Origin of the sequence: Pseudotabrizicola formosa (genome assembly GCF_002900965.1) — a bacterium.
In the GTDB taxonomy this organism is placed as follows: domain Bacteria; phylum Pseudomonadota; class Alphaproteobacteria; order Rhodobacterales; family Rhodobacteraceae; genus Pseudotabrizicola; species Pseudotabrizicola formosa.
On the sequence record NZ_PJOM01000005.1, the window covers coordinates 95,466 to 120,926 of the forward strand.

A 25,461-nucleotide genomic window follows, 5' to 3' on the forward strand; every position below is an offset into this window, starting at 1 on the left:
GCGACTGGCGCGCCATCCTTGGGTTCAGCGGCCCAGAGCGGTCTGGATCCGGGCCAGATACTCCTGTGCCTCTGGCTGGTCCTTCAGGATCACATCCCAGGACTGCTTGGCCTTTTCCATGAACGGCCCAAGCTCCGGCTCGATGATCTCGACCCCGGCGGCGCGGGCGGTTTCGATGCCTGCGGCGGCAAGTTCGTCATGGGCAGCGATCCCGACAGCAATGGATTCGGTGGCCGCCGTCTGCACGATTTCCTTGAGGTCATCCGGCAGCCCGTCCCAGAAGGATTTCGACAGCAGGAACACGGTGGTCGACTGGTGCACGGTCAGCAAGGTGTAGCTGTTCACCGTCTCATGAAACTTGTCCGCGACCAGCGCGTCGGGCGAGATTTCGATGGCATCGACCACGTTGTTTTGCAGGGCCATGAACAATTCGCCATAGGCCATGGGGGTCGGCTGGGTGCCAAAGGCATTGTACGCCTCGACAAATCCCGGCGTCGGCAGTACGCGGATTTTCACGCCTGCCAGATCATCGACCGTTTCGATCTTGACCGGGTTGCGCGACGCCACGCTGCGCTCATAGCTCGACCCGAAGCCAAGGCCGTACATGTCATACTCGCCCAGCAGGTCCATCATCTCGCGGCCCATGTCGCTTTGCAGGATCTCATAGGCCTGCGCCTTGTTGTCGAACAGATAGGGCAGCGACAGAACGCGGTAGGCCGGCACCACGGTTTCGAGGGTGGACCCGCCGATGAATCCGCCGGTCAGAATGCCCGTGCGGATCGACTGGATCGCGCGGGTCTCGTTCCCGGCCTGCGCGCAGCACTGGATTTCCACATTGATCCGCCCGCCGGAGCGGTCTTCGACCAATCCTGAGAAATGGTTCAGGATCACCTGATACGGGCTCTGGTCGCTCAGCACATGGGCCAGCGTCATGTCATAGGTCTGGGCAGATGCGCCTCCGGCCAGCACAAAGGTGCTGGCGGCGGTTGCGATCATGGTCTTGAAGGCGTTCATGGGTCTTTCCTCCTGTGGTTTGGTTTTTGGTTATCGAAGCAGTGCCAGCGAGATGCCGGGGACGTAGGTAATGAGCATCAGGTTGCCGATCAGCACTGCCAGAAACACCAGCAGGGGCCGCATCAGCTGTTCCATCGAGATCTTGGCGATGCCGCAGGCAATGAACAGGTTGACGCCCACCGGCGGCGTCACCATGCCCACGGCCAGATTGATGATCATGATCATGCCGAAATGCACGGGGTGGACACCGTAGCTGGCAGCAATGGGTGCCAGGATCGGCCCAAGGATGATGATGGCGGCGAAGGTTTCCATGAACATGCCGACCCCGATCAGGAACACGTTGACCAGCAAAAGGAAGATCAGCGGATTGTCTGTCACCGTGCTCAGCATGCCGCCGATGATCTGCGGCGCGCGCATCAGATGCAGGGCGAACCCGAACATGGCGGCGAAGGCCACGATGATCATCACCACGGCCGAGGTCACGGCCGCCCCGGCAAAGATGCGGGGCATGTCACGCAGGCTGATTTCGCGGTAGACAACCACGCTCAGGAACATCGCATAGACCACTGCCACCACAGCAGCCTCGGTCGCGGTGAAGATCCCGCCAAAGATGCCGCCCAGGATGATCACCGGCAGGAACAGCGACAAGGAAGCGCGGACCGTGGCCGCCCAGACCCGGCGGACATAGGGGCCAAAGACGAAAGCTTCACGTTCGCCATAGCCCTTGACCATGGAGATCAGGATCACCGTGGCGATCAGCGACAGGCCGATCATCAGGCCCGGCAAAAAGCCGGCAATGAACATATCGGTGATCGATACGCCGGTGGTCACGCCATAGATGATCATGGCCACCGAAGGCGGGATGATCACGCCCAATTCCCCCGATGCCGCAGTGGTCGCAGCGCTGAACGGGCGCGGGTATTTCTGCTTTTCCATCTCGGGGATCAGCATTGACCCGACCGCCGCCGCCGTGGCCGCGGAGGAGCCGGAAATGGTGGCAAACAGCATCGAGGTCAGCACCACCGCCGCCGCCAGACCGCCCCGCACCCAGGCCAGCAGCGCCTTGGCCAGATCGACCAGCCGCTCGGCAATGCCACCGAACTGCATCAGCCGCCCCGCCAGCACATAGAGCGGCAGCGCCATCAGCGTGAAGCTGTCCAGCGATTCAAACACCACCTGCGGCACCGCGATCAGCGGGATGCCCCGGTCAAGCAGGATGGGCAGTGACGCCATTCCAAGCGCCAGCGCAATCGGCACGCTGATAAAGAACAGGCCCAGCAGCGTCAGGATCAGCGGAACCATGGCTCAGATCTCCGGCGCGTCATCGGCGGCGAAGCGGATATCGCGGCCGGAAAGACCAATATCGAGCACCAGCGCCAGTGCGTTGAGGATCATCAACCCTGCCCCAACCGGCATGGCCCAATACACGTAATCCTTGGTGATCCCCAGCACCGGGCTGGTTTCAGACCGGCCCAGATCGACAAAGGAGATCCCCACCCAGACCATCAATGCGAAAAACGCGACACACAGCACGATCGAGAGGTATCGCACCGGAATACCGATCCGCGCCGGCAATCTGCGCACCCCGAATTCCAGCGCGATCATCTGCGCGTGGCGCACGCCGACCCCGGCCCCGAGGAACACCATCCAGATCAGGGCATAGCGGGCCAGTTCCTCGGTCCAGGGGGCAGAGATGTTGATGCCGCCGGCCGTCAGCACGAAACGCACCGTCACCTGCCCGAAGACCGCCACCGTCACCACCATCAGCAGCAGGCCGACCAGGACCGTCACCGCGGCATTCAGTTTGTCGATGGCAGACAGGATGCTGTGCACAGGCGCTTTCCTCGGGTTGTGGTGCGGTTCCTCAATTAGTTCACCAGAATTCATTTGTGCGCAATAGTTTCTTTTGTTCGCATAATGAACATTTCACGATCTGATGCGCCGCGCTTAGTTCCGGCCAATCGGATGCATCCGTGCGCGATGGAAATCCTTGGTGCCGGCAGCCTTCAGCACCAGCCGGGTAATCTTCCATCCCGTGTCATCCCGCACAAAGGCGTGGTGATACTGCGCCCAGAGCTCGCCATCGGGCGCACCCGAATGATAACGGTGCCAAGCATAAAGATAGCAGATGCTGGTCGCCTGATCCGCGGTTTCGAAGCGGATATCGATGTTGGACACATGATGGCTTGTCGCCGCAAACAGGGTTTGCAGACCGGCAGCCACCCCCTTGAAGATCGCGTCCCGCCCAGTCAGCAGCGTCGCGTCCGGCCCGTAATCCACCACCGCATCAGGCGCGAAAAGGGCGGCAAGCGCCTCTGGCTCGTTGCGGTCAAAATGAAAGCAATAGGCCCGGATCACCCCCGCAATCGCCTCGCGGTCCATCAGTTGCTGTACAGCCGCACTATGACTCATCGCCTTATCCTTGTCCGAATGTGCGCCTGGCGCACATATGTTTCCTAAACAGGCTGATTTTTTCCAGCCAGCAGCCGTCGCATCAGCAAAAGCATCACCACGATCAGCCCTGACACACAGGTGCCGATCACCGCAATCGCGGGCACAAGGGGCGAATAATTGGTGGCCGTGCGCGAAAACAGCCACAGTGGCAGCGGCGTATCGGCCCCGCTTGTATAGACGGACAGCGGCAGGTTCGACCACGACAGCAGGAAGGCAAACAGCGCCCCCGAAAAGATGCCGGGCCACAGCGCTGGCAATGTCACCTCGCGCGCCACCTGCCAGCGTGACGCCCCCAGATCGAAGGCCGCCTCTTCCTGCGCCACGTCATAGCCAAACAGCCTGATCGAGATCACCAGCGTGACAATCGGCACGATCCAGACCGCATGGGCCACCACCGCGGTTTTCCAGCTCGGCGCAATCCCAAGTGCCGACATCGACAGCAGCAACGCCAATCCCAGCACCGGCTGCGGGAAAAAGATCGGCAGCACCAGTATCTTTTGAAACAGCCCGCGCCCGCGCCAGTCATGGCGGGCATAGGCCATGGCTCCGATGGTGCCTAAGGTAACAGACAACAGCACCACACAGACCGCGATCTGCAAGGAAATCACGTGCAGCGTCACCGTCGTGTAATCCGCCGCCGCTGCGCGATAGGCGTCCAGTGTCCATACCTTGTGCGGAAACCGCATGTAGCGGGTGTTGGCCAGCGAGGCGAGCACCACCGACACGATCGGCAGGTAAAGCGCCGTCACCACCGTGCCGACCCACAGCACCTTGAGCCACAGGATGTGCCGCCCGCCCCTCATCGCCGGATGATCCGGTTGAGGTCGATGCGCCGCACGGCGGGAAACACCAGCGCCGCCGTGACCGCAATCACCAGCACGGTCAGCGCCGCCCCCATCGGCCAGTCCTGCGCATAGTTGAACCGCTGCTCAATCGCCGCCGTGATCACCGTCACCGCCCGCCCGCCCAGGATGGCCGCCTCGGCATTGGCCCCAAGGCACAGCACGAACGTCAGCAACCCCCCCACCAGCAGCCCCGGCGCGGCCAGCGGCAGTTCCACCTCGCGCAGAACGGCCCAGCGGCCAGCCCCCAGATCCCGCGCCGCCTCGATCCGGTCAGCGGGGATCATCGCCACACCCAGCAGCATCGGAAACAGCATGAAGGGGAAATGAATGTAGATCATCCCCACCAGTGCCGCGAAGCGCGTGTTCAGAAATGTGCCGATCTGCACGTCGAACAGCGCGTTGAGCGTGCCCGCCAGAATTCCGCCGCCGGGCATGAGGAAGATCGACAGGCCAAACAGCCGCACGCTTTCCGAAATGAAGATCGGCAGTGCGATCAGCGCGGTCACGATGCTGGCCCACCGCCCCGCGTGGTGGTGCAAAATCTTGGCCGTGGGCCAAGCAAGCAGCCCGGTGATCAGCGTGGTCAGCGCGGCCCCGATCAGCGACCACATCAGGGGCACGCCATAGCCGTCGCCAAAGGCGGTCCGGTAGTTCTGCAAGCCAATATCGCCGGTCAGATCAAAGGTGCGCGGCGGCATCAGGCTGTACCAGACCACGATGGCCAGGGGTGCCGCAAAGAACAGCAGCATCAGCACGATCATCGGCAGTGCGTACCAGAACCCCGGATTGCGCCGCATCACGCGTCCACCCAGGCGATGTCGGCCATGTCAAAGCTGAACCGCGCCACCTGACCGATCTGCAAATCGGCCTGCGGTCCGGCGGCAACTTCGGCGATCAGCGCCGCCGCTCCGGCGCGCAGATGAAACTGCGTGCGTGACCCCAGCATCAGTCTTTGGGTCACCTCCGCATCGAAGCCGACTCCCGCATCCCCGCCCGGACGCACCGCTTCGGGCCGCAGCACGGCAAAGGCCCCCGCCGCCCCCGGTGCAGCCAGGCCAAGGTCGGTGAACACCGCTCCGCCACCGGCCTGCGACACCGGCAGAATGTTCACCTCGCCCATGAAGCCGGCCACGAACCGGCTGTGCGGGCGACGATATATCTCATCCGGCGTGCCGATCTGCTCAAACCGCCCGGCCCGCATGATGGCAATCCGGTCCGACATCACCATCGCCTCCTCAAGGCTGTGGGTGATGTAGATAAAGGTCTTGCCGGTGCGCTGATGCAGCTCCTTCAGCTCCACCTCCAGCGTCTTGCGCAGCCGGTAGTCGATGGCCGACAGCGGCTCGTCAAAGAACAGGATTTCCGGGTCCGATCCCAAGGCCCGCGCCAGTGCCACCCGTTGCCGCTCACCGCCCGAACATTGCGTCACCGGGCGGGGATAATAATCTTCGGGCAGGCGGACGAGGCGCAACAGTTCCAAGGCGCGGGCCCGCCGCGCCTCGGGCGGCACGCCCTTCATCTTCATCGCGAATTCGATGTTCTGCCCGACCGTGCGATGGTCAAACAGCGCCAGCGACTGAAACACCATCGCCGTGGGCCGCCGGTTGGCAGGCATGTCGGTGATGTCGCGCCCGCGCAGATGCAAGCTGCCCGCCGTGGGCACATCAAGCCCGGCAAGCAGCCGCACCAGCGTGGATTTGCCACTGCCCGACGGGCCGACGATGGTGAAAAACTCACCCTCGGCAATGTCGATCGACACGGCGTCCACGGCCGTTTTCGTCCCGAACCGCCGGGTCAGCCCTGTCAGCGACAGGGCTGGCGGAAGATGTGTCACGCCTCAGCCCCTTGCGCGCATCGCGGCGGCATAGATGTCATACAGACGGTCGTAATCCGGCACGATGTCGAACTCGACCGCATTGGCGATCCGCTCGTCAAACTCATCCCACTGGATTGCGGCCAGTTCTTCGGTGGAGAACCGCGACATCAGGTCGGGGTTGGCCATCTGCGCCACCGGCTGGAAGTTGCCGTTGCCGCGCGCCACGATTTCAGCCGCGTCCGGCGTGGTGATGAATTCCAGAAAATCAATCGCCTCGTCCAGCGGGTCGGGGTTCGCCACCGCCGAGTTGATCTCGATCCAGTTGATGCCGCCCTTGCCATCGGCGGGGCCGGAATTGGGGGTAATGGCATAGAGGTTACTGACCCCCTCCAGCCGCGCAGCGGCCGTGGTATAAGTGCCGCCGGTGAAATACATGTCGATCTCGCCATTCAGGATGGCCAGATTCAGCTGCACGAAATCGGTGGTGATCAGCTTGGCATTTTGAATCCAGCGCTTGGCCGTCTCTTCGAACCGTGCCACCTCTTCGTCGGTCTTGACCTTGAACGGATGCACACCGGCGCCCATGCAGATGTCCATCACATTCCAGTCTTCATAGGCCAGAATGCCGTAGCGCCCGCTGAAATCGGGGTTGTTGAACAGATCCCAGCCTTCGTCCTTTGCCAGATCGGGCGAAATCACATCGGAATTCACCACGAAGTCAAAGGTTTCATAGCGCTGCACCACGCCCAGCAGGTGGTTGCCATCCGCGCTCATCGCCCAAGGGTAGGGGGCGGCGAACTTGGGTTTCATCTGCGCATACAGCGGCTCGAACCGGTCGCGCGGCAATTCGCGGATCAGGCCCGCTGGCCACATCTCGTTCCGTGCCCAAGGGTTGTTGACGTTGATGAAATCCCAGACCGAGGTTTCCCCCGCCCGCAGCCGGTTCACCGAACTCGGGTCCGAGATGTGAATCTCATAGCGGATGTCGCCCCCGGTCTGCTCCTTCCACAGCGCCAGAAGCCGCGGGTCGGCATAGGCATCCCAGGTCAGCAGCGACAGGGGCCGCGATTGCGCGCGGGCTGCCATCGGCAGGCTGGCCGCCGCCGCTCCGGCTGCCAGACCTTGCATGAATTTCCGTCTGCTGAGGGAATGCTGCATCGGGGTGGAAAGCGGGTTGCGGGATGCCATCTGGCGCAGGACACGGTCGCTGTTCATGGGAACCTCCTTGTTCGCTATGTGAACTATTATGCGCGAATCGATTCATTTCAATGCATTTTCCGTCACTGCGGGAGCAATCGTCGATTTCCTCGCCGCCTTGATCCTCTGCTGTGCGAGCCTTTCAGCCCGTTCTGGCGGTAAAAACCCTTGTAAACACAGGCCTCGCACGCGCTCGGGCTTGGACGATGCCCTTGCCCAAGGGGGAGAAGTCATGAACACATGTGCGCAGAACCGCTCCTCTGTGATGAAAGGCCCGCCATGTCCTCCCCCTTCCTCTCCACCACATCGCGCGACATCCCGATTGTGCCGGACCGTGCGGCGCTCTTGTTCATCGATGTGCAGAACTTCTCCTGCCACCCTGACGGTGCGGAATGGGCCACGATGACCGCGCAAGATATGGCGCAGATCCGCGATCCTTTCCTGGCCCAAATGCGCGACCACGTGATTCCGCGCATGCAACGCCTGCAAACCGCGGCGCGCCGCGCCGGCATCGAGGTGATGTATACCACCATCGAAAGCCTGACGCTTGATGGCCGCGACCGCAGCCTTGACTACAAGATCAGCGGCTTCAACGTGCCCAAGGGGTCATGGGACGGCAAGGTGCTGGACCAGATCGCGCCGCAGGGCGATGAAATCGTGCTGCCCAAATCCTCCTCCTCTGTCTTTGTCTCCACCCATATCGACTATCTCCTGCGCAATCTGGGCGTGCAGCAGGTGATCATCTCGGGCGTTCTCACCGACCAATGCGTGGAAAGCGCGATCCGTGATGCCTGCGACCTTGGCTATCTGGTCACGCAGGTGACAGACGCCTGCGCCACCTTTGGCGAGGCGCGGCAGGCCGCGTCGATCAACGCGATCAAGGGCTATTGCCGCCAGATCACCACCGATGCGCTGATCGCCGAGTGGCAGGGCTGACCTGCCATTCTGGGCGCTGTGCGAACTTTCGTGCGAAAAATCTGGACAGGCGGGGCGATCCGTTTGTAGCATCGCGGGACGGCGACGACCTGCTGTCCTCGACCCGAACCGCTCATCCAAAGGTGATCCAGATGCCACAGACACGCCAGCCAACCACCATGGCGCGGGCCAGATGAACCCTGACCGCGTCTGGGAAACGCCCGAAGAGGACTGGCGCGCGCTGGTCAACCGCGTGCGTGCCGGGCAAGCGCTGAAGCCAAAGCTGTGGCCGGATGGCGCGCAATGCGCTGTCGCCCTGTCTTTCGACGCCGACCACGAGACGTTTGAACTGGGCCAGGGCCGCGCTGCCATCGGCCGGCTGGCCTGGGGCGAATTCGGGCGGCGCACCGGGGTGCCGCGCGTGCTTGACGTGCTGCACCGCCATGACGTGCGCGCCACCTTCTTCACCCCCGCCGTCGCCGCCCTGATCGACCCCGCCGCCATGCGCCCCATCACCGATGCGGGGCATGAAATCGGCGTGCACGGCTGGTTGCACGAAAACACCTCGCGCCTCGACCGCGCCACCGAACGCGAGCTGATGCTGCGCGCCCGCGACACGCTGGGGCAGATCACCGGCCAGCGCCCGGTGGGCCACCGCGCCGCGCAATGGGATCTGAGCCCGCACACCATCGAATTGGTGGCGGAACTGGGCTTTGCCTATGACAGCAGCTTGATGGCCGATGACGAGTGCTATGAGCTGGTCACCAACGGCACGCCCACCGGCGTGGTCGAGGTGCCGGTGGAATGGGTGCGCGACGATGCGGTCTACCTTCTCTTCAACCGCGACCCCGCAACCCGGCCCTGGACCCCGCCCGAAGCCGTGTTCGACATTTTTCGCCGCGAACTGGATGCCGCCTTTGACGAAGGCGGTTTGTTCCAGCTGGTGATGCACCCTTTTGTCATCGGCTACCGCTCGCGGATCTGGATCCTCGATCAATTGATCGCCCATGCCAAGGCGCGTGGCAAAATCTGGTTCGCCACACATGCTCAAATCGCCGATTGGGTCTGGCAACACCGCGCCACACCCGACTGACACCGCAAAGGACCGCACCATGCTGAAATTCTACTACAACGCTGCGCCCAACCCGCTCAAAGTTGCGCTTTTCCTTGAGGAATCGGGCCTGCCCTACGAAGGCGTGGCCATCGACACCAAGCGCGGCCAACAGCATGACCCTGCCTTCCTTGCCATCAATCCCAATGCCAAGGTGCCAGCGATTGCCGATGGCGATGTGGTGGTGTTCGACAGCAATGCCATCCTGCTGTATCTGGCCGAAAAGACCGGCATGTTTCTCCCCGAAAACAGCCCCGCCGCGCGCGGTGCCCTGCTGTCATGGCTGATGTTCATTGCCAGCGGCGTCGGGCCGTTCTCGGGGCAGGCCGTGCATTTTCGCAACTTCGCCCCCGGCGACAACCCCTATGCCCGCAAACGCTATGAGTACGAGGCCCGCCGCCACTGGCGTATCATTGACGACCGGCTGGGGCAGGGGCGCTACATGATGGGCGACACCTACACCATTCTGGACATGGCGGTCTGGGGGTGGGCCCCGCGCATCCCTTTCATGCTGGGCGAGGGCGCGATGGCGGATTTCCCCAATATCGCCCGCCTGATGGCCGAACTGGACGCCCGCCCTGCCGCACAGGCCGCGCTCACGCTGAAAGACCGCCATGCCTTCAAGGTGGAGATGGATGACGCGGCCATGCGGTCGATGTATCCGCAGATCTTTGCGCCGGACCCGGTCTGATGCGCACGGCTGTTGTCACCGGCGCAGGGTCCGGCATCGGGCGGGCCGTGGCGGCGCGCTTTGCCGCTGACGGAATGGCCGTTCTTTGCGCCGACCTGAACCAGACCGCGGCGCAGGCCGTCGCCGATGATTTGTCAGCCGCCGGGCATCCCGCGCGCGCGGTGCAGGCCGACATCACCGATGAAGCTTCCGTCGCCGCCATGGCTGGCGTGGCCATGGAGTGGACGGGCCGCATCGATGCCTGCGTCGCCAATGCCGGGGCCATGATCGAAGGCGATATCCTGTCCCTGTCGCTGGACGACTGGAACCGTGCGATGCTGGTCAATGCCACCGGAGCCTTCCTCACCGCCCGCGCCGTGCTGCCGCATCTTCTGGTGCAGGGCGGCGCGCTGGTCTTTACCGCCTCCACCGTCGGTCTGTCGGGGATGAAGGGGGTTGCGGCCTATTCGGCGGCCAAGGGCGCGGTCGTGGCGCTCACCCGTCAGCTGGCCGCAGATTTCGCCGGGCGCGGGGTGCGGGTCAATGCGGTGGCCCCGGGCGCCGTGCGCACGCCATTGTCCGAGTCGCAGTTTCGCGCCCGCGCAGCGGATGAGGCGGAATTTCAGACCCTTCTGGCCCAGGTCATCGGGCGGTACCCGATTTCGCGCTGGGGCACGCCCGAAGAGATTGCCGAGGTTGTGCTTTTCCTGGCCACCGACCGGTCATCCTGGATGACAGGTCAGGTCATTCCTGTCGACGGCGGGTTGCTGGAGCTGCGCTGACTCCCTCCCGCCGGTCAGCGTCCGCCAGGGCGCGGTCCAACAGGCAAGCCACCCCTGCGGAGGCTGCATCATTAAGAATGATTAACGATTGGTTGATCCAGAGACAGAGTGCTGTAAGATCAGTCATCCCGCAGATTTGACGGCATCGCTATCATGAACAGTGTAGACACATTTGTTGGCCGTCGCATCCGGCAGTTCCGCTGGGTCTGCGGTGTCACCCAGGCCGAGCTGGCCGCGCACCTGTCGGTTCTTCCAAGCCAGATCAGCGCCTATGAGGCCGGCACAGACCGGGTTCCTGCTGCACAGTTGCTGCAGATTGCCACCCTCCTTGACCTTCCCGTTGCTGCCTTCTTCGAAGGCATGGCGGCATCATCCGGTGCCGGTCGCAGCACGCAGCCAAAGGTGCCGAGCCCCGCCCCATCCGACCTGCCGTCAACGTCTCTTGGGATGACCGATCCGCGAAAAGTGGCGCTTCAGAACATGGCACAGACGATTGCCGCCCACTCTGGTCAGACAGCAACGCCGGCACTGGCCCGTACCAATCTGCGGCCTGCGTCCGCGGCAGAGCGCTAGGGTGAGCACCGATCTGATCGACCTTGGCAGCGAAAGCCGCAATGCCGGTAGCTTTGTTTCGTTCCTCGATCAGATCTGCGCCCGTTTCGAACTGGATCATGCGGCCTATGCCGGAACCAACCCGGTCGCCAGTGCCGTGCATGGCTATGTGAATTACCCGGACGCCTGGAAGCGCCACTATGCCGAAAACGGGTTGCACCGGATCGATCCGACCCTTCTGGTTGCCAGCCGGTCCATTGCTCCGGTGGATTGGAGCCGGCTGGATCAGACCGCGGGGTTTGAGAAAACCTTCCGCGACGCCCGCGATTTCGGCATCACCAATCGGGGTCTGACCATTCCGGTACGCGGGCCCTACGGCGATATCGGCATGCTCAGCGTAACCCGTGATTGCAGCGCGACAGAATGGGAAAAGCTGTCCCGACAGATTTTGCCGGATCTGCAGTCGGTCGCGGTCCATGTGCATGACACGGTGATGCGGTCTGATGTGCTGTCGCGTGCGCTGCGCTATCCGGCGCTTTCCACGCGCGAACGCGAGATCCTGCAGTGGATCGCTGCCGGCAAATCGCAGCAGGATGTCGGCGACATCCTGGGGATTTCGCATCGCACGGTCGAGGTGCACTTGCGGTCGGGACGCGAAAAGCTCTATGCGCTGACCACACCACAGGCCGTGGGCCGCGCCATCATGCTGGGTCTGATCTACCCGCTTTAGGCCTGTCATGGCCCCGATTACGGGATTCCCCTCATAGTCTCTGCCCTCTCAGACGCGTTAACCTTGATTCTGGGGAAGACCACTCATGTTTGGGGATAAATATGATCATCATCGTCGATGCACTGAACAAGGATCGTTTCGGCGACCTTCTGGATGAAATGTTCAAGCTTCGCGCCCGCGTCTTCGGCGACCGCCTGGGGTGGGAGGTCGAGATCATCGATGGCCGCGAAATTGACCAGTTCGACCGGCTTGATCCGGCCTATGTCATCGGGTTGGATGATGAGGGCCATGTCGTGTCCTGCGTCCGCGCGCTGCAAACCACCGGACCGCACATGTTGTCCGACGTGTTTCAGGTTCTGCTAGATGGTGAGCCGCCCCTGCGCAGCGCCACCTTGTGGGAATCCACCCGTTTTTGCGTCGATACCCAGCGGCTGTGCCGCGACGGCAATACGATGAAGGCGGTCTCGATGGCCACCTGCGAGCTGATGATCGGGTCGCTGGAATATGCGCGCCGCTCGGGAATTTCCGACATCATCACCGTGATTGATCCGGTGGTGAACCGGGTGCTGAAACGGTCTGACAACGCGCCTTATGATTATGTCGGGTCAACCAAACAGATGGGCAAGGTTCCTGCCATGGCAGCCCTGCTCGATTGTACCGAAGAGCGCATCAACCGCGTTCGCGCCTTTGCCGGCATCACGCATGATGTCTTTGCCAGCGAAGACGCTGTGCGTGACCTGCTGACCGCGCGCCATCTGGCCGAGTCGGGACGGGTGACTGCGCCGTCCGACTGGTCTGCGATGATCCTGTCTGATGCCCAAGAGCCGCTGCCAACGGTTCTGGTGGAAGACATTCAGGACTACTGCCGCGCGCAGATCGAGGCGGCCCGCACCGAAGAAGAACGCGCTGATGCGCTGCGTCTGGTCGGTGTCCTGGTCCGTGAAGGCATCCATCCTGCCCTGCATCAGGTGGTGTTCCAGAACTGAGCCGTGCGACCGCGGGCCTCAAGGCCGCAAGTGCCGGGCAGCAACCCTCTCGCGCCAGAGGATCAGGCCCGCGGTGCCACCGGCACTGTGGCGCGCCGGGTTTTGCGCAGGCTCAGCCATCCGGCCAGCGCAAACAGAATCGCGAACCCGGCTGCGATCAGCGCGGTGTCCAGCAGAAAGGACGGTCCCGCCATCGCCTTGGTCACCTGCGCCACATAGGCCAGCCCGGTGCTGACCGCAAAGACCGGCAAAGCATGCTGCCCAAGCGTCACCAGCGGTGCCAGCTTCGGGTTTACCGACAGCCGCGTCAGTGCGGGCAGGGCGCTCAGTACATAGGCCAGCGCAAGAATGTGCAGCAACCGGGGCAGGTGCAGAAAACTCTTGTCAAAAGATGTGAAGACAGACGGTGCACCAAGATATTCATGCAGCATCCACAACCCATGGCCGCCCCAGCTTGCAACCACCGGCACCCGCACCCAGACCGCCGCGATCAGCAGATAGGCCACCGCCAGCCGAAACGGCCATGGGCGCAGCGGCAGCCAGCGCCGCCCCTGCCGCATTGCAAGCCCGGTCAGCACACCCGCCACGAACACCACCTGCCAGGCCAGCGGATTGAAGAACCAGCCGTTTTCCAGCGGCCAGGTCGGCACCCTGATCCGGAAAACCCCAACCAGTACCCACAAGAGCAGCGACGCCAGCATCAGCCCGCGCGGCCAGCGCACACCCGCCGCCAGAATGGCCGGGGCAGCCATCAGCAGCGCAATATAGAGTGGCAGAATATCGGCATAGGCAAACTGATGGCTCAGGGTCATCAGCGCCGGAACAAAGATCATGGGATCTTCCAGCGCCGGGGCAATATTGCGCCGCACCGCCATGGCCGCCACTGCAGGATCGGGCACAGTCAGGAAAAACAGCGCGAGAATCCCCAGTACCACCAGTACATGCACCCACCACAGCGTCAGCACCCGTCGCCAGGGCCGCAGGGCCTGCGCCAGGGGCGGGTGCCGGTCGCGCAGGAAGATCGGGCCATAGGCCAGTGCGGTGGCAATCCCCGACATCAGGACAAAGCCTTCGGCTGCATCGGAAAACCCGAAATTGCGCGAGGTCAGATGTTCCCAGAGCGTGCCGGGAATGTGGTTGATGAAGATCATCATCAAGGCCGCGCCGCGCAACAGATCCACCCGGTAATCGCGCCGGTGCGGGGCCAGCTCAGGCAACGACCTTCTCCGCCATATCCGGGGGCGTCAGCCAGTCCCGAAGCACCGCATCATGGCGCGCGACGATCCCCGGAAGCGCCCGATCCTCGGGCACCGGAAAGCGGCCCCGGGCCGCTGGCTGCGAGGTCCACCAGATCAGCACCGGTGCCAGAAGCATCGGCAGCAGCACCGGCAGCAGCCAGAATGTCAGTGCTGGGGCAAAGACATGGGCCACGCCAAGCCCCACAACCCCCCAACCGCTGATCCAGCCGCCAGCAGCCCAGGCCTCGGCAAAATCCAGGCCGCCATCCCCGCGGTTGTTGGGTGGCCAGCCACTGTCGCGTCCCAGCAAGACCTGCACCACCGACCGGCTCTGGAAAGCAAGCAAGACCGGCGCAATCAGCGAGGACAGGACCAACTCGGTCAGCATGGCGCGCAATGACGCGCCGGTCCCGCCAAACGCGGCCGAACGGCCAGAGAGGGCTGCGTCCAGCACCACCAGCAGTTTCGGCATGACCAGCAAGCCGAAAACGCCCAGCGCCAGCCCAACCGCCTTTGCAGTCTGGTCATAGGGGAACACCGGGAAGGGCCAGTTTTCCTGTGGGAAATAATCCGGGCCGCTGGCCGTAGCGCTGGCCACCACCGATGCCGCGATAAACGCCAGCCAGATCAGAGGTGCGACATAGGCGAAAATGCCCTGAAACAGGGTGAATCTGCTCCACCCCTTCAGCCCCGGTGCCCCGATCACCTTGGAATGCTGCAAGTTGCCCTGACACCAGCGCCGGTCCCGCTTGGCATGATCGACAATGTTTTCGGGCCCCTCTTCAAAACTGCCGTCCAGATCATCATCCAGCCGCACGGTCCACCCGGCGCGCGCAAGCAGCGCTGCCTCGACATAATCATGGCTCAGGATATGCCCGCCAAAGGGCGCACGGCCCGGCAGTTCCGGCAATCCGCAGCTTTCGGCCCAGGCGCGGATGCGGACAATGGCATTGTGGCCCCAGAACGGCCCGGTGCGGCCCTGCATCGCCGCCAGCCCATGGGCGAAAACCGGCGAGTGGAACGAGGCCGCAAATTGCATCGCCCGGCCAAACACCGTCCGGGCCCGGATCACCCGGGGCAGCGATTGCAACAGGCCCAGCGTCGGATCCGCCTCCATCCGGCGGATCATGGTCAGAATCGTTTCGCCTTCCATCAGACTGTCGGCATCCAGGATCACCGCATACTCCCAGGCCCGGCCGGATGTGGCGATGAACTCCTCGATATTGCCAGCCTTGCGTCCGGTGTTCTTGGCCCTGCGCCGGTAAAAGATGCGACCCTGCCCGTTCTGCCGTGCCAGCAGCCGCGCGCACCATCTGCGTTCTTCGGCCGCAATCGTCTCATCCCGCGTGTCTGACAGAATGGCAAAATCCACCGTCACCCCGCCGCCTGCCGCCCGAAGGGAATCGTCCATTGCGGCGATGCGAGCGAAGGTGACGCTGGGATCTTCGTTATAGATCGGCACGATCACGACCGTTTTGCCGGCAATCGTGCCCCGCACCTCCGGGATCGGCGGCCGGGTGCCTGAAAACAGGCCCAGCATCGCCGTACCGGCCCCCCAGGCCAGCCACCAGGTTGACAGAAAGATCAGACCCGACCGGGCCAGATCCACTGCCGTGACCCCGTCTGCCGCGCCGTAGATGTGAAACACCATGCCCGCAGCGCTTGCCGACAGCAGGCTGAAGGCAAGCGCAAAGGCCCGCGCTCCCGTCGCGCGTTTTGGTGTCACAGGCGACAGGGCGACCGCGGACAGCGCCATGGCTTAGCCCACGCGGCCCATATCCCGGCGCAGCAGGGCCAGGACCATGCCAAGCCCACGCCACAGCGGCCCGGCCTCGCGGGTCAGGATTTGCTTTGGCATCGCCAAAGGGGCCACGGGAGGCAGCAGGCCATCCGGGTCGATCCCATCGTCGGGGTGTGTTTCTGCCACGGCAAGGGGTGCCATAATCATACGCTCATCCATTGATAGAGCCAATTTTCTGTCAGCTTGCGTCCGTAACCCGCCACATGCGCCACAAGTTCCACTGTGGCTCCCTGATCGGCCTTCACATCCACGACCAACCGCCAGACTGCATTATTTTCAATCTTTGACAGCGTTTTGACTATAATTTCACCGCCGGCGATGGTCACCACCGCGTCAACCTCGGCATCCGAAGGCAGACGCGACAACAGGCCTCCGGCGAAATCGACCACGAACTTCCGGCTGCCATCGGTATTTTCCACACCTGAGACCCCGCCGATCCCTGCGCGCGTTTTCTTGACGAAAGCCAGATCCGACGCCGGGTCGACCGGCAAGGCGCCCCAATGCAGGCGATAGCCGAATTCCAGCATTTCGCCGGGCACGGGCGGAGCCTCGGGCACCCAGAACGCCACGATATTGTCGTTGACCTCCAGCGGTGTCGGGATTTCCACCAGACGCACAGCACCCTTGCCCCATTCGCCCATGGGTTCCACCAGCAACGAGGGCCGGCGTTCATAATGCGAGACCGCGTCCTGATAATTCTCAAAATCCCGGTCCCGCTGCATCAGGCCAAAAGCCAGCGGGCTTTCCTCGACAAACCACGAATCCGACAAGCGGCTGGGGTTGTTCAGCGGGCGCCAGTTGCGGTCGCCGTCGCGGCGGTGAATGGCCAGCCCGTCGCTGTCATGCACGGCGGGGCGGAAATCGTCAAAATCGGTGCGGCTTTTCTCCGAAAACAGATACATCGAGGTCAGCGGCGCAATGCCGATCTGATCCACCTCTGTCCGGAAGAACAGACGGGCCGTCACGTCCATCACCGTATCGGTGCCGGGACGGATCACAAAGCGGTACGCTCCGGTGCAGCTTTCGCTTTCCAGCGCGGCATGAACCACCACATCCCGCGAGAAGGCGGCGGGCCGCTCCAGCCAGAAGCGCGAAAAGCGGGGGAATTCCTCGGGCTTGCCCAGCCCGGTGTTGATCGCCAGCCCGCGCGCCGACAGGCCATAGCCAGTATCCCGGCCAACGGCGCGGAAATAGCTGGCACCCAGAAACGCCACAACCTCGTCGAACAGGTCGGCGCGGTTCAATGGCGCATTCAGCCGAAAGCCGGCCACACCCGGCAGCGGCTCGTGCGGCGGCACCCGGTCGCTGATCCGGTCGTAATAGCGGAAATCATCGGTGGTGAACACCATCGGGCGCGCCACGCCGCCCTCAACCTCGAACAGCCTCACCGGTTCGGCAAACAGCCAGCCAAGATGAAAGGCATGCACGTGAAAGCCCGCATCGGTGCCTGACCAGCGCGCCTGTTCCGGATTGAACTGCACAGCCTGATAATCATCATAGCTGAAGTCGCTGAAGAAGCCGCTCGCGCGCTCTGCCGGGGCATGCGGCTCGGCAGCCAGGCTGCGCATTTCTTCGGTCAGGCGGTCGAAATCAAACGGCACACCGGCAGCCTCGGCGGGCGGCGGCGTCTGGGCATGACCGACGGTCACAAGCGCAGTGCTGCATTGCAGCAAGGCCGCCGTCCCAAGGAGCCCAAGGAAAGAGCGTCGCGGCATCATATCTGGCTGTCCCGGCATATCCGGCATTTTGGCTCCCGCACGTCGATTCGGTGAAAACTTAATGAAGTTCTCAGGTTATCAGGGGGCGCGCCAGACTGACTGCTATGTGCGCCACGCATGTCTGCCATGCTGCGTCTGCAAAGCATTTTCCCGAACTGCCCCCAAAAGCCCCCGGTCTTCATCAGTGGCGCAGATGGGGTATCGGACCCGCGCGCGTCAATGGTCCACGCGGCGTCGCATAAAATATTCTGCGACATCTGGCTGCTTTCCGCCGAATGACCAAGGCGTTTGCGGCCAAAACAGGTATGCTGGCGGTGCGATCAGCGGCAGACCGACCACCGGCGCAAAGCGCGTGCCGTGCCCCAAGCCGTTTGCGAATCGCCGGTCGCATCTGGAATTGTCGTCATACCCAAGCACCGCCGCGCAGAATTTCCGTGATTACGGATGATATTCTTTTATGTTGACATAAGGCACCGTCAGGCTCACCATCCGCAGCACCAAAATCAGGAGAGACCGATGTCGCGCACCGACTTTCTGCAGCATCTGGACCAGACCCTCGCCGGGATCGAGGCACAGGGCCTGTTCAAGCGTGAGCGCATCATGTCCTCGCCGCAATCGGCCCATGTCACCGTGGCAGAGCGGTCGCTGCTCAACCTGTGCGCCAACAACTATCTGGGGTTGGCCAATGACCCCGCGCTGATCGCCGCCGCCCATCGCGCGCTGGACGATCAGGGCTTCGGCATGGCCTCTGTCCGCTTTATCTGCGGCACCCAGGATCTGCACCGCCAGCTGGAACAGCGGATCGCGCAGTTCCTTGGCATGGACGACTCCATCCTGTTTGCCGCCTGTTTTGACGCCAATGGCGGGCTGTTCGAGCCCTTGCTTGGCCCCGAGGACGCGGTGATCTCGGATGCCTTGAACCATGCCTCGATCATCGATGGCATTCGGCTGTGCAAGGCAAAGCGCTATCGCTACGCCAATTCCGACATGGCGGATCTGGAGGCACAGTTGCAGGCTGCCCGCGCCGATGGTGCGCGCCATATCCTGATCGCCACCGATGGCGTGTTCTCGATGGATGGCTATCTGGCGAACCTGCCCGCCATCACCGCTCTGGCCGAAACATATGGCGCGCTGACCATGGTCGATGATTGCCACGCCACCGGTTTCATGGGGCCGCAGGGCCGGGGCACGCCGGCGCATCACGGCGTCAGCGTCGATATCCTGACCGGCACGCTGGGCAAGGCGCTGGGCGGCGCGCTGGGCGGCTATATCGCCGGGCCGCAGGCGGTGGTGGACCTGTTGCGCCAACGCGCCCGGCCCTATCTGTTTTCCAATGCGCTGCCCCCGGCCATCGTGGCCGCGGGTCTGGCGGCGCTTGATCTGGTCGAGGCGGCAGATGATCTGCGCGCCCAACTCTTCGACAATGCGGCCTACTGGCGCGCGGGCCTCTCCGACGCCGGATTCACCCTTCTGCCCGGCGAACACCCCATCATCCCGGTCATGCTGGGCGAAGCCACCCTGGCGCAGGCCATGGCAACGGCCCTTTATGACCGGGGGGTCTATGTCTCGGGCTTCTTCTTTCCGGTGGTGCCGAAGGGTCAGGCGCGTATCCGAACCCAGATGAACGCCGCATTGACCCGCGCCGATCTGGATTTCGGCCTCGATCAATTCCGTGCCGCAGGCAAAGCCACAGGGGTCATCTGATGCGCAACGACATGAAGGCCCTGGCCAAGACCAAACCCGAAACCGGATTGTGGATGGAGCAGCGCCCGGTGCCGGACATCGGCCCCGATGAGGTGCTGATCCGCATCCGCAAGACCGGCATCTGCGGAACCGACATCCATATCTGGAACTGGGACGACTGGGCCGCGCGCACCGTGCCGCTGGGTCTGGTCACCGGCCATGAATTCGCGGGCGAGATTGTGGAACTGGGCCGCAATGTCACCGGCCTTGCCATCGGTCAGCGTTGTTCCGGCGAGGGGCATCTGATCTCCAACCAGTCGCGCCAGTCGCGCGCGGGCAAGTTCCACCTCGACCCTGCCACCCGCGGCATCGGGGTCAATGAACAGGGGGCCTTCGCGCAATATCTGGCGCTGCCCGCCTTCAACGTGGTGCCGCTGCCGGATGAGATTGACGATGACATCGGCGCCATCCTCGACCCGCTGGGCAATGCCGTTCATACCGCGCTGTCCTTTGATCTGGTGGGCGAGGATGTGCTGATCACCGGGGCCGGCCCCATCGGCATCATGGCCGCCGCCGTCGCCCGCCATGTCGGCGCGCGCCATGTGGTGATCACCGATGTCAACCAAGACCGGCTGGATCTGGCCGCACAGGTGGCCGATGTCGTGCCGGTCAACGTCATGACCCAGGATCTGCGCGAGGTGGAAACCCGGCTGAAGATGAAGCAGGGTTTCGATGTCGGCATGGAAATGTCGGGCAATCAGGCGGCGCTTGATCAGATGATCGAAAACCTCGTCATGGGCGGTCGCATTGCCATGCTGGGCATCCCCCCCGGCAAATCCCCGGTGGACTGGAGCCGGATCGTCTTCAAGGCCATCACGCTCAAAGGCGTCTACGGGCGTGAGATTTTCGAGACCTGGTACAAGATGATCGCCATGCTGGAGAACGGCCTCGATATCCGCAAGGTGATCACCCACCGCTTTCCTGTCGACCAGTTCCGCGACGGGTTCGAGGTGATGCGCGCAGGGTCCAGCGGCAAGGTCGTGCTCGACTGGGGCTGACCGCTACAACAGCCGGTTCAGATCGGCCGGGCGGTTTTCAAAGATCTGTTCCATCGAGAACAGACCCGTCACCTTGTCGAATTCAAACCCGTCGATCAGCCGCTGATAAAACCGGTCATACCCCGCCATGCCGGGGGTGACGATCTTCAGCAAATAATCCCATTCGCCGCCGATCCGGTTGAAATCGATCACCTCGGGCAGGCTTTGCACATGGCGCGAAAAGCGGTCCACCCAATCGCGCGCATGGTGCCGGGTGCGGATCATCACGAACACCGTCAGATCCAGGCCCAGCGCTGCAAGATCCACCCGCGCCTGCGCGCCCGCCAAGATGCCAGCGGCCTGCAATGCCTGAATCCGCCGCCAGCACGCATTCTGCGACAGGCCCACCTGATCGGCAATCTGGCGCTGCGACAGCGACGAATCACGTTGCATCGTGGTCAGGATGCGCAGATCAAATATATCCATATTTTTCATATCTCGGATCATATGATCTGATATTTTGGATTTCCACCGAAATATCGCGGCATATGATCGCCCGAAACCGATCTATCGTGGGGAAAGACCAAGGAGTGCTGCCCCGTGACCAATGCCACTGATCTGTTCTTGCCATTCCGCGCTGCCTTACAGGGGGCAGATCCGCTGGCCGCGCTGCGGGCCGGGCTGATCGGGGAGGGCGCGCTGCTTGATGGCCCCTTTGGTCCCAAGCCGCTGATCTATGCCGATTACACCGCGTCGGGCCGCGCCCTGCGTCAGGTGGAAACCTTCATGATGGATCACGTGCTGCCCTGGTACGCCAACAGCCATACCGAAGCCTCGTTCTGTGGCGCGCGGATGACGCAGATGCGCCGCGCCGCCCGCGCCATCATTGCACGCTCTTGCGGGGCAGGGCCGGACCATGCGGTGGTGTTCTGCGGATCGGGGGCCACGGCGGGCATCAACCGTCTGGTGGCGCTGCTGGGCGCAGGCCCCGGTTGCCGGGTGATCGTCGGGCCTTATGAGCATCATTCCAACCTGCTGCCCTGGCGCGAGTCGGGGGCCGAGGTCATAGAGCTGGGCGAAGACCCGATGGGCGGCCCCGACCGAACCGAACTGGCACAGGTGCTGGCTTCGGCACCCAAGGGGGCGCGGGTGATCTGCGCCTTCTCTGCCGCGTCCAACATCACCGGCGAGGTGGCGGATGTGACCGCGCTGACCCGTCAGGTCCGGGCGGCAGGTGCGCGCATGGTCTGGGATTACGCCGGCGGCGGCCCCTATCTGCCGATTGCCATGTCACCGGCGCCCGATGCCGAGATCGATGCCATCGTCATATCCCCGCATAAATTCATCGGCGGGCCGGGGGCATCTGGCGTGCTGATCCTGCGCCGTGACGCCGTGGTCACGGAACGCCCCAGCTGGCCCGGCGGCGGCACGGTGCGCTTTGTCTCGCCCGGCGCGCATGATTACAGTCAGCGGATCGAGGCGCGCGAAGAGGCCGGCACTCCCAACGTGACCGGCGATCTGCGGGCCGCGCTGGCCTTCATGGTCAAGGAGTGCATCGGCACGGCCCAGATGGCGCGGCGCAACGCGGTGCTGGTGCAACGCGCCAATGCCGCATGGCAGGGCCAACCGCGTCTTGCCCTGCTCGGCCCCACGGACCGCAACCGCCTGCCGATCTTTTCCTTCCGGATCAAGGACGGGCAGGGCGGCTTTGTGCATCATCAGCTGATCACCCGGCTGCTGTCTGATCTGTACGGCGTTCAGGCCCGGGGGGGCTGCGCCTGTGCCGGGCCTTATGTGCACCGCCTGCTTGGGATCGATGCGGCGGCATCGGCCCGTCTGCGCCAGGCGATCCTGTCGGGCGATGAGCGTCAGAAGCCGGGCTTTGTCCGTCTCAACTTGTCACCGCTGATGGCGGACGATAAGGTGCAGACCATTCTGGACAGCGTCTCCGACCTGTCAGTCATCGCCGCAGATCTGTCGCGGCAATATCAGTGCGATTCTGCGAGTGCCATATTTTCGCCTATCCCAGAGGCAGCTTCGGCATGACCAGGCCGCATCGCGCGCCGGATCGTGAATTAAGTGATATTCTGGTAAAGAATTCTTGACATGGTAATCCGCTATGACAACACTGAATCCGTAATACTGGATGCCGCCCTATCGGAGACACCTGTCGCAATGGGTCAGAACCGTCACTCATCCCGGGGGGCAATCCCCCGGTCAGACGATCTTCCCCAGCCACCCGGCTCTGCCCGGTGGGGACAGATCAAAGCTGCGCAGCACGGTGCCGTCCCGGCCCTGCGGCTGTGCTCCAACGGCAACCGGCCAGAGGTTTCAAGATGACTGCACCTGAACCGCCCCTATCGGCCCATTCATCGGGTTTGGCACAGCTTGAGACGCGGCTGGCGCGTGATCTGCAGGATCTGTGCTATCCCCCCGCCAACTGGGTGCCGCCGCGGGAACAGGACGGCGAGGCCGTGGTGGATGCCGTGATCGTGGGCGGCGGCATGTGCGGGCTGGTGGCATGGCTGGCCCTGTCGCGTGCGGGCATCCGCAATGTGCGGATCATCGACCGCAATCCGCAAGGGCGCGAGGGGCCATGGGTCACCTATGCCCGCATGGAAACGCTGCGATCCCCCAAAACCCTGACCGGCCCGGCCTCCGGCCTGCCGTCCCTGACCTTTCAGGCCTGGTATCGGGCACAATACGGGCAGGCGGCCTGGGATGCGCTGGACAAGATCCCGCGTCCGATGTGGATGGATTACCTGTCATGGTATCGCCGCGTGATGCAGGTGCCGGTTGAAAACGGCGTGGCGCTGACCCGGGTGGAGCCCGAAGCTGGCCTTCTGCGCCTGCATGTCAGCGGCGCAGGCCAGAGCACCATCCTGACCCGCAAACTGGTCATGGCCACCGGGCGCGATGGCACCGGCGCCCCGCAGATCCCTGCTTTTGTGACCGGGCTGGACCGGGCCTTCTGGGCGCATTCGTCAGACCCGATCGACTTTGCCGCCCTGCGCGGCAAGCGCGTCGCCGTGGTCGGCGTCGGGGCCTCGGCCATCGACAATGCCGCCGAGGCGCTGGAGGCAGGGGCCGCAGAGGTGCGCCACCTGATCCGCCGCCCCAAAATGCCGACGGTCAACAAGTTCATGGGGATCGGCAGCTATGGCTTCACCTGCGGTTTCGCGGGAATGGATGACGCATGGCGCTGGCGCTTCATGAACTATTCCTTTGCCACCCAGACCCCGCCGCCGCGCGGGTCAACCCTGCGCGTCAGCCGCCATCCCAACGCCTATTTCCACTTCGGCAAACCCGTGGCCTCGGTGCGGCGCGACGCCGCGGCGCTGGAGATCGGCTTTGCCGATGGCACAAGGCTGGAAACCGATTTCCTGATCCTTGGCACCGGCTTCACGGTCGACCCGCTGTCGCGCAGCGAATTTGGCGCTGCCGCCGATGCCATCCAGCTCTGGCGCGATGTCTATACCCCGCCAAAGGGCGAAGAGTCGCGCGATCTGGGCCTGTTCCCCTATCTGAACCCCGATTTCACCTTCCGCGAGAAAGTGCCGGGCGAGGCCCCGTGGATCGGCAATGTCTATTGCTTCAACTACGGCTCCACCGTCAGCCTGGGCAAGACCAGCGGCGATATTCCGGCGGTGTCCATCGGGGGCGAATGGCTGGGCCGCGAAATGGCCCGCAAACTGTACCTCGAAGATATCGGCCATCACTGGCAGGCGTTGCAGGATTACGCCATCCCCGAACTGCGTGGCGATGAATGGCAGGCGTCCGACCTGCCCGCGCCCGCCGCGGCCTCTGTGGCGTGAGGAGCATATGGACATGACAGACACCCTCCAAAGCAGCGTTATTGCCAGCGTCCGGCCGCGCCCCGGGTCCGCGCTGGCGGCCGAGGTCGAAAACCGCCGCGACATCTTTGAAAAGACCGAGGCCGCCGAAGTGGCGGTGCTGACCCCGGTCGATCCGGGCGGGCTGTCGCATGACCTGCGCCACGCGCTTGCTGCACGGATCGCCGCGTTGCACGCCGAACCGGAACAGGCTTCCCGCTACGCCGCTGGGGTGACAGACGCTGCACTCCTTGCCGTGACCGACCCCGGCAGCGCGGCAGATGATCCGCGGGTGCAGGCCATGCTGGCCTTCACCGATGCGGTCAGCACCCATCCGCGCGACATCGTGGCGGCCGATGTGGCAGCACTGCAATCCGCCGGGATCTCTGACGCCGATATCGTGCGTCTGGCCGAACTCAACGCCTTTCTGGCCTATCAGCTGCGGGTGATTGCGGGCTTGCGTCTGCTGGCGGGGGTGCCGCAATGACCGACGAGATCATCCGCCGCTTCACCCGCAACGTCCCCGAATGGCGCCCGCGCGTCGTTCCGGTCAAACTGACTGACGCCACGCAGGACCAGTTGGACGCGCTTCAGGTCACGCCCTCGAACACCAAGGTCTCCGATTATGTGCTGGTGCTGGCGCATGATGTGGAAACGCTGAAAGTGCGCTCGCCGCTGTTCAACGCCATCATGTATGGCAAGGGTGGCCTCAGCCGGGCCGAGCGGGAATTGGGGGCGCTGGCCGCGTCGATCGTGAACCACTGCATCTATTGCGCCGCCGTGCACGCTGACCGCCATGCCCAGCTGTCCAAAGACAAGACCGTGACCGACAAGCTGTTTGCCATGGGCGAAAATGCCGACCTTGGCCCGCGTGACCGCGCCATCCTGACCTTCGGGATGAACCTGGCCCGCACCCCGCACAGCGCCAGCGCCGCCGATGTCGAGGCCCTGCGTGCCGCTGGCCTTGATGACGGGGAAATCCTCGACCTGATTTTGTCCTCCGCGCTGTTCGGCTGGGCAAACCGGCTGATGCACATTCTGGGCGATCCGGTCCGCAAGACCTCCTGACAGACCGAAAG

General features: G+C 63.5%; 26 protein-coding genes. 13 read left to right on the forward strand and 13 right to left on the reverse strand.

Features of this window, described 5'->3' with window-relative positions; translation table 11 throughout:
- Nucleotides 1-24: 24 nt before the first annotated feature.
- The 8 genes from CXR43_RS15680 to CXR43_RS15715 all read right to left on the reverse strand — a co-directional run bounded on the left by CXR43_RS15680 (nt 25) and on the right by CXR43_RS15715 (nt 7,344).
- Nucleotides 25-1,014 (reverse strand): TRAP transporter substrate-binding protein, encoded by a 990-nt coding sequence (locus CXR43_RS15680; RefSeq protein WP_103335613.1) that lies wholly within the window; start codon nt 1,012-1,014, stop codon nt 25-27.
- Nucleotides 1,015-1,044: 30 nt separating this feature from the next.
- Nucleotides 1,045-2,316 (reverse strand): TRAP transporter large permease, encoded by a 1,272-nt coding sequence (locus CXR43_RS15685; protein ID WP_103335616.1) that lies wholly within the window; start codon nt 2,314-2,316, stop codon nt 1,045-1,047.
- 3 nt (nt 2,317-2,319) lie between these two features.
- Nucleotides 2,320-2,847, reverse strand: a complete 528-nt coding sequence (locus CXR43_RS15690; protein ID WP_168219857.1) for a TRAP transporter small permease — start codon at nt 2,845-2,847, stop codon at nt 2,320-2,322.
- Between the two features lie 114 nt (nt 2,848-2,961).
- The gene (locus tag CXR43_RS15695; RefSeq protein WP_103335622.1) at nt 2,962-3,426 is read right to left on the reverse strand and encodes a nuclear transport factor 2 family protein; all 465 of its coding nucleotides are present in this window, start codon (nt 3,424-3,426) and stop codon (nt 2,962-2,964) included.
- Nucleotides 3,427-3,470: 44 nt separating this feature from the next.
- A complete protein-coding gene (locus CXR43_RS15700; RefSeq protein ID WP_103335625.1) occupies nt 3,471-4,271 on the reverse strand; it encodes an ABC transporter permease in 801 nt (266 codons plus the stop codon).
- Nucleotides 4,268-5,110, reverse strand: coding sequence for an ABC transporter permease (locus tag CXR43_RS15705; protein WP_103335628.1), 843 nt, complete (start codon nt 5,108-5,110; stop codon nt 4,268-4,270). The genes CXR43_RS15700 and CXR43_RS15705 overlap by 4 nt, the downstream gene beginning before the upstream one ends.
- Nucleotides 5,110-6,147 carry an ABC transporter ATP-binding protein gene (locus CXR43_RS15710; RefSeq protein WP_103335630.1) on the reverse strand — a complete coding sequence of 346 codons (1,038 nt, stop codon included), beginning with the start codon at nt 6,145-6,147 and terminating at the stop codon, nt 5,110-5,112. Before CXR43_RS15710 ends, CXR43_RS15705 begins: the two co-directional genes overlap by 1 nt.
- A 3-nt stretch (nt 6,148-6,150) precedes the next feature.
- Nucleotides 6,151-7,344, reverse strand: coding sequence for an ABC transporter substrate-binding protein (locus CXR43_RS15715; protein WP_103335632.1), 1,194 nt, complete (start codon nt 7,342-7,344; stop codon nt 6,151-6,153).
- 261 nt (nt 7,345-7,605) lie between these two features.
- Between CXR43_RS15715 and CXR43_RS15720 the strand changes: the two genes are divergently transcribed.
- The 7 genes from CXR43_RS15720 to CXR43_RS15750 all read left to right on the forward strand — a co-directional run bounded on the left by CXR43_RS15720 (nt 7,606) and on the right by CXR43_RS15750 (nt 13,072).
- Nucleotides 7,606-8,262 carry a cysteine hydrolase family protein gene (locus CXR43_RS15720; RefSeq protein WP_103335635.1) on the forward strand — a complete coding sequence of 219 codons (657 nt, stop codon included), beginning with the start codon at nt 7,606-7,608 and terminating at the stop codon, nt 8,260-8,262.
- Nucleotides 8,263-8,434: 172 nt separating this feature from the next.
- Nucleotides 8,435-9,334, forward strand: a complete 900-nt coding sequence (locus CXR43_RS15725; protein ID WP_103335638.1) for a polysaccharide deacetylase family protein — start codon at nt 8,435-8,437, stop codon at nt 9,332-9,334.
- 19 nt (nt 9,335-9,353) lie between these two features.
- Nucleotides 9,354-10,043 carry a glutathione S-transferase family protein gene (locus tag CXR43_RS15730; protein ID WP_103335896.1) on the forward strand — a complete coding sequence of 230 codons (690 nt, stop codon included), beginning with the start codon at nt 9,354-9,356 and terminating at the stop codon, nt 10,041-10,043.
- Complete coding sequence (locus tag CXR43_RS15735) at nt 10,043-10,804, forward strand: SDR family NAD(P)-dependent oxidoreductase (RefSeq protein ID WP_103335640.1); 762 nt, start codon at nt 10,043-10,045, stop codon at nt 10,802-10,804. Before CXR43_RS15730 ends, CXR43_RS15735 begins: the two co-directional genes overlap by 1 nt.
- A gap of 153 nt (nt 10,805-10,957) precedes the next feature.
- The gene (locus CXR43_RS15740; RefSeq protein ID WP_103335643.1) at nt 10,958-11,377 is read left to right on the forward strand and encodes a helix-turn-helix domain-containing protein; all 420 of its coding nucleotides are present in this window, start codon (nt 10,958-10,960) and stop codon (nt 11,375-11,377) included.
- Between the two features lies 1 nt (nt 11,378).
- Entirely contained in the window at nt 11,379-12,086 is a 708-nt protein-coding gene (locus tag CXR43_RS15745; protein ID WP_103335646.1) for an autoinducer binding domain-containing protein, read from the forward strand.
- A 101-nt stretch (nt 12,087-12,187) separates the two neighbouring features.
- Nucleotides 12,188-13,072, forward strand: a complete 885-nt coding sequence (locus CXR43_RS15750) for an acyl-homoserine-lactone synthase (RefSeq protein ID WP_103335648.1) — start codon at nt 12,188-12,190, stop codon at nt 13,070-13,072.
- A gap of 62 nt (nt 13,073-13,134) precedes the next feature.
- On the opposite strand, the gene CXR43_RS15755 is transcribed toward CXR43_RS15750, so the two are convergent.
- From CXR43_RS15755 to CXR43_RS15770, 4 genes are read right to left on the reverse strand one after another with little or no spacing between them, the layout of a single operon-like run.
- Entirely contained in the window at nt 13,135-14,289 is a 1,155-nt protein-coding gene (locus tag CXR43_RS15755) for an OpgC family protein (protein WP_103335651.1), read from the reverse strand.
- On the reverse strand, nt 14,282-16,066 hold the full coding sequence (mdoH, locus tag CXR43_RS15760; RefSeq protein ID WP_103335654.1) for a glucans biosynthesis glucosyltransferase MdoH: 1,785 nt from the start codon (nt 16,064-16,066) through the stop codon (nt 14,282-14,284). The genes CXR43_RS15755 and mdoH overlap by 8 nt, the downstream gene beginning before the upstream one ends.
- 3 nt (nt 16,067-16,069) lie before the next feature.
- Nucleotides 16,070-16,258 carry a hypothetical protein gene (locus tag CXR43_RS15765; protein ID WP_146036537.1) on the reverse strand — a complete coding sequence of 63 codons (189 nt, stop codon included), beginning with the start codon at nt 16,256-16,258 and terminating at the stop codon, nt 16,070-16,072.
- Entirely contained in the window at nt 16,255-17,856 is a 1,602-nt protein-coding gene (locus CXR43_RS15770) for an OpgD/OpgG family glucan biosynthesis protein (protein WP_210402109.1), read from the reverse strand. The genes CXR43_RS15765 and CXR43_RS15770 overlap by 4 nt, the downstream gene beginning before the upstream one ends.
- A 489-nt stretch (nt 17,857-18,345) precedes the next feature.
- Here CXR43_RS15770 and CXR43_RS15775 point away from each other — a divergent pair, with 489 nt between their 5' ends.
- Both CXR43_RS15775 and tdh read left to right on the forward strand, forming a co-directional pair.
- On the forward strand, nt 18,346-19,533 hold the full coding sequence (locus CXR43_RS15775) for a glycine C-acetyltransferase (RefSeq protein WP_103335659.1): 1,188 nt from the start codon (nt 18,346-18,348) through the stop codon (nt 19,531-19,533).
- A gap of 11 nt (nt 19,534-19,544) precedes the next feature.
- Nucleotides 19,545-20,570, forward strand: a complete 1,026-nt coding sequence (gene tdh, locus CXR43_RS15780) for an L-threonine 3-dehydrogenase (protein ID WP_103335901.1) — start codon at nt 19,545-19,547, stop codon at nt 20,568-20,570.
- A gap of 3 nt (nt 20,571-20,573) precedes the next feature.
- Here the strand turns inward: tdh and CXR43_RS15785 are convergent, their stop codons facing one another.
- Nucleotides 20,574-21,044, reverse strand: coding sequence for an Lrp/AsnC family transcriptional regulator (locus CXR43_RS15785; RefSeq protein WP_246831424.1), 471 nt, complete (start codon nt 21,042-21,044; stop codon nt 20,574-20,576).
- A 105-nt stretch (nt 21,045-21,149) separates the two neighbouring features.
- Here CXR43_RS15785 and CXR43_RS15790 point away from each other — a divergent pair, with 105 nt between their 5' ends.
- The 4 genes from CXR43_RS15790 (at nt 21,150) to CXR43_RS15805 (ending at nt 25,450) form a co-directional block, all read left to right on the forward strand.
- On the forward strand, nt 21,150-22,595 hold the full coding sequence (locus CXR43_RS15790; RefSeq protein ID WP_103335665.1) for an aminotransferase class V-fold PLP-dependent enzyme: 1,446 nt from the start codon (nt 21,150-21,152) through the stop codon (nt 22,593-22,595).
- Nucleotides 22,596-22,885: 290 nt separating this feature from the next.
- Nucleotides 22,886-24,364 carry an NAD(P)-binding domain-containing protein gene (locus CXR43_RS15795; RefSeq protein WP_103335668.1) on the forward strand — a complete coding sequence of 493 codons (1,479 nt, stop codon included), beginning with the start codon at nt 22,886-22,888 and terminating at the stop codon, nt 24,362-24,364.
- Nucleotides 24,365-24,377: 13 nt separating this feature from the next.
- Nucleotides 24,378-24,869: a CMD domain-containing protein gene (locus tag CXR43_RS15800; protein WP_103335904.1), complete on the forward strand. Its 492-nt coding sequence runs from the start codon at nt 24,378-24,380 to the stop codon at nt 24,867-24,869.
- Nucleotides 24,866-25,450: a peroxidase-related enzyme gene (locus CXR43_RS15805; protein WP_103335670.1), complete on the forward strand. Its 585-nt coding sequence runs from the start codon at nt 24,866-24,868 to the stop codon at nt 25,448-25,450. Before CXR43_RS15800 ends, CXR43_RS15805 begins: the two co-directional genes overlap by 4 nt.
- The last annotated feature ends 11 nt before the right edge of the window (nt 25,451-25,461 follow it).

Excerpts from the sequence above, each read along its gene's own strand:
- CXR43_RS15680 (WP_103335613.1), bottom strand. The coding sequence starts at position 1,014 with ATGAACGCCTTCAAGACCATGATCGCAACCGCCGCCAGCACCTTTGTG.
- CXR43_RS15685 (WP_103335616.1), bottom strand. The coding sequence starts at position 2,316 with ATGGTTCCGCTGATCCTGACGCTGCTGGGCCTGTTCTTTATCAGCGTG.
- CXR43_RS15695 (WP_103335622.1), bottom strand. The coding sequence starts at position 3,426 with ATGAGTCATAGTGCGGCTGTACAGCAACTGATGGACCGCGAGGCGATT.
- CXR43_RS15700 (WP_103335625.1), bottom strand. The coding sequence starts at position 4,271 with ATGAGGGGCGGGCGGCACATCCTGTGGCTCAAGGTGCTGTGGGTCGGC.
- CXR43_RS15705 (WP_103335628.1), bottom strand. The coding sequence starts at position 5,110 with ATGCGGCGCAATCCGGGGTTCTGGTACGCACTGCCGATGATCGTGCTG.
- CXR43_RS15715 (WP_103335632.1), bottom strand. The coding sequence starts at position 7,344 with ATGAACAGCGACCGTGTCCTGCGCCAGATGGCATCCCGCAACCCGCTT.
- CXR43_RS15720 (WP_103335635.1), top strand. The coding sequence starts at position 7,606 with ATGTCCTCCCCCTTCCTCTCCACCACATCGCGCGACATCCCGATTGTG.
- CXR43_RS15725 (WP_103335638.1), top strand. The coding sequence starts at position 8,435 with ATGAACCCTGACCGCGTCTGGGAAACGCCCGAAGAGGACTGGCGCGCG.
- CXR43_RS15730 (WP_103335896.1), top strand. The coding sequence starts at position 9,354 with ATGCTGAAATTCTACTACAACGCTGCGCCCAACCCGCTCAAAGTTGCG.
- CXR43_RS15735 (WP_103335640.1), top strand. The coding sequence starts at position 10,043 with ATGCGCACGGCTGTTGTCACCGGCGCAGGGTCCGGCATCGGGCGGGCC.
- CXR43_RS15740 (WP_103335643.1), top strand. The coding sequence starts at position 10,958 with ATGAACAGTGTAGACACATTTGTTGGCCGTCGCATCCGGCAGTTCCGC.
- CXR43_RS15750 (WP_103335648.1), top strand. The coding sequence starts at position 12,188 with ATGATCATCATCGTCGATGCACTGAACAAGGATCGTTTCGGCGACCTT.
- mdoH (WP_103335654.1), bottom strand. The coding sequence starts at position 16,066 with ATGGCGCTGTCCGCGGTCGCCCTGTCGCCTGTGACACCAAAACGCGCG.
- CXR43_RS15765 (WP_146036537.1), bottom strand. The coding sequence starts at position 16,258 with ATGATTATGGCACCCCTTGCCGTGGCAGAAACACACCCCGACGATGGG.
- CXR43_RS15770 (WP_210402109.1), bottom strand. The coding sequence starts at position 17,856 with ATGCCGGATATGCCGGGACAGCCAGATATGATGCCGCGACGCTCTTTC.
- CXR43_RS15775 (WP_103335659.1), top strand. The coding sequence starts at position 18,346 with ATGTCGCGCACCGACTTTCTGCAGCATCTGGACCAGACCCTCGCCGGG.
- tdh (WP_103335901.1), top strand. The coding sequence starts at position 19,545 with ATGAAGGCCCTGGCCAAGACCAAACCCGAAACCGGATTGTGGATGGAG.
- CXR43_RS15785 (WP_246831424.1), bottom strand. The coding sequence starts at position 21,044 with ATGAAAAATATGGATATATTTGATCTGCGCATCCTGACCACGATGCAA.
- CXR43_RS15795 (WP_103335668.1), top strand. The coding sequence starts at position 22,886 with ATGACTGCACCTGAACCGCCCCTATCGGCCCATTCATCGGGTTTGGCA.
- CXR43_RS15800 (WP_103335904.1), top strand. The coding sequence starts at position 24,378 with ATGACAGACACCCTCCAAAGCAGCGTTATTGCCAGCGTCCGGCCGCGC.
- CXR43_RS15805 (WP_103335670.1), top strand. The coding sequence starts at position 24,866 with ATGACCGACGAGATCATCCGCCGCTTCACCCGCAACGTCCCCGAATGG.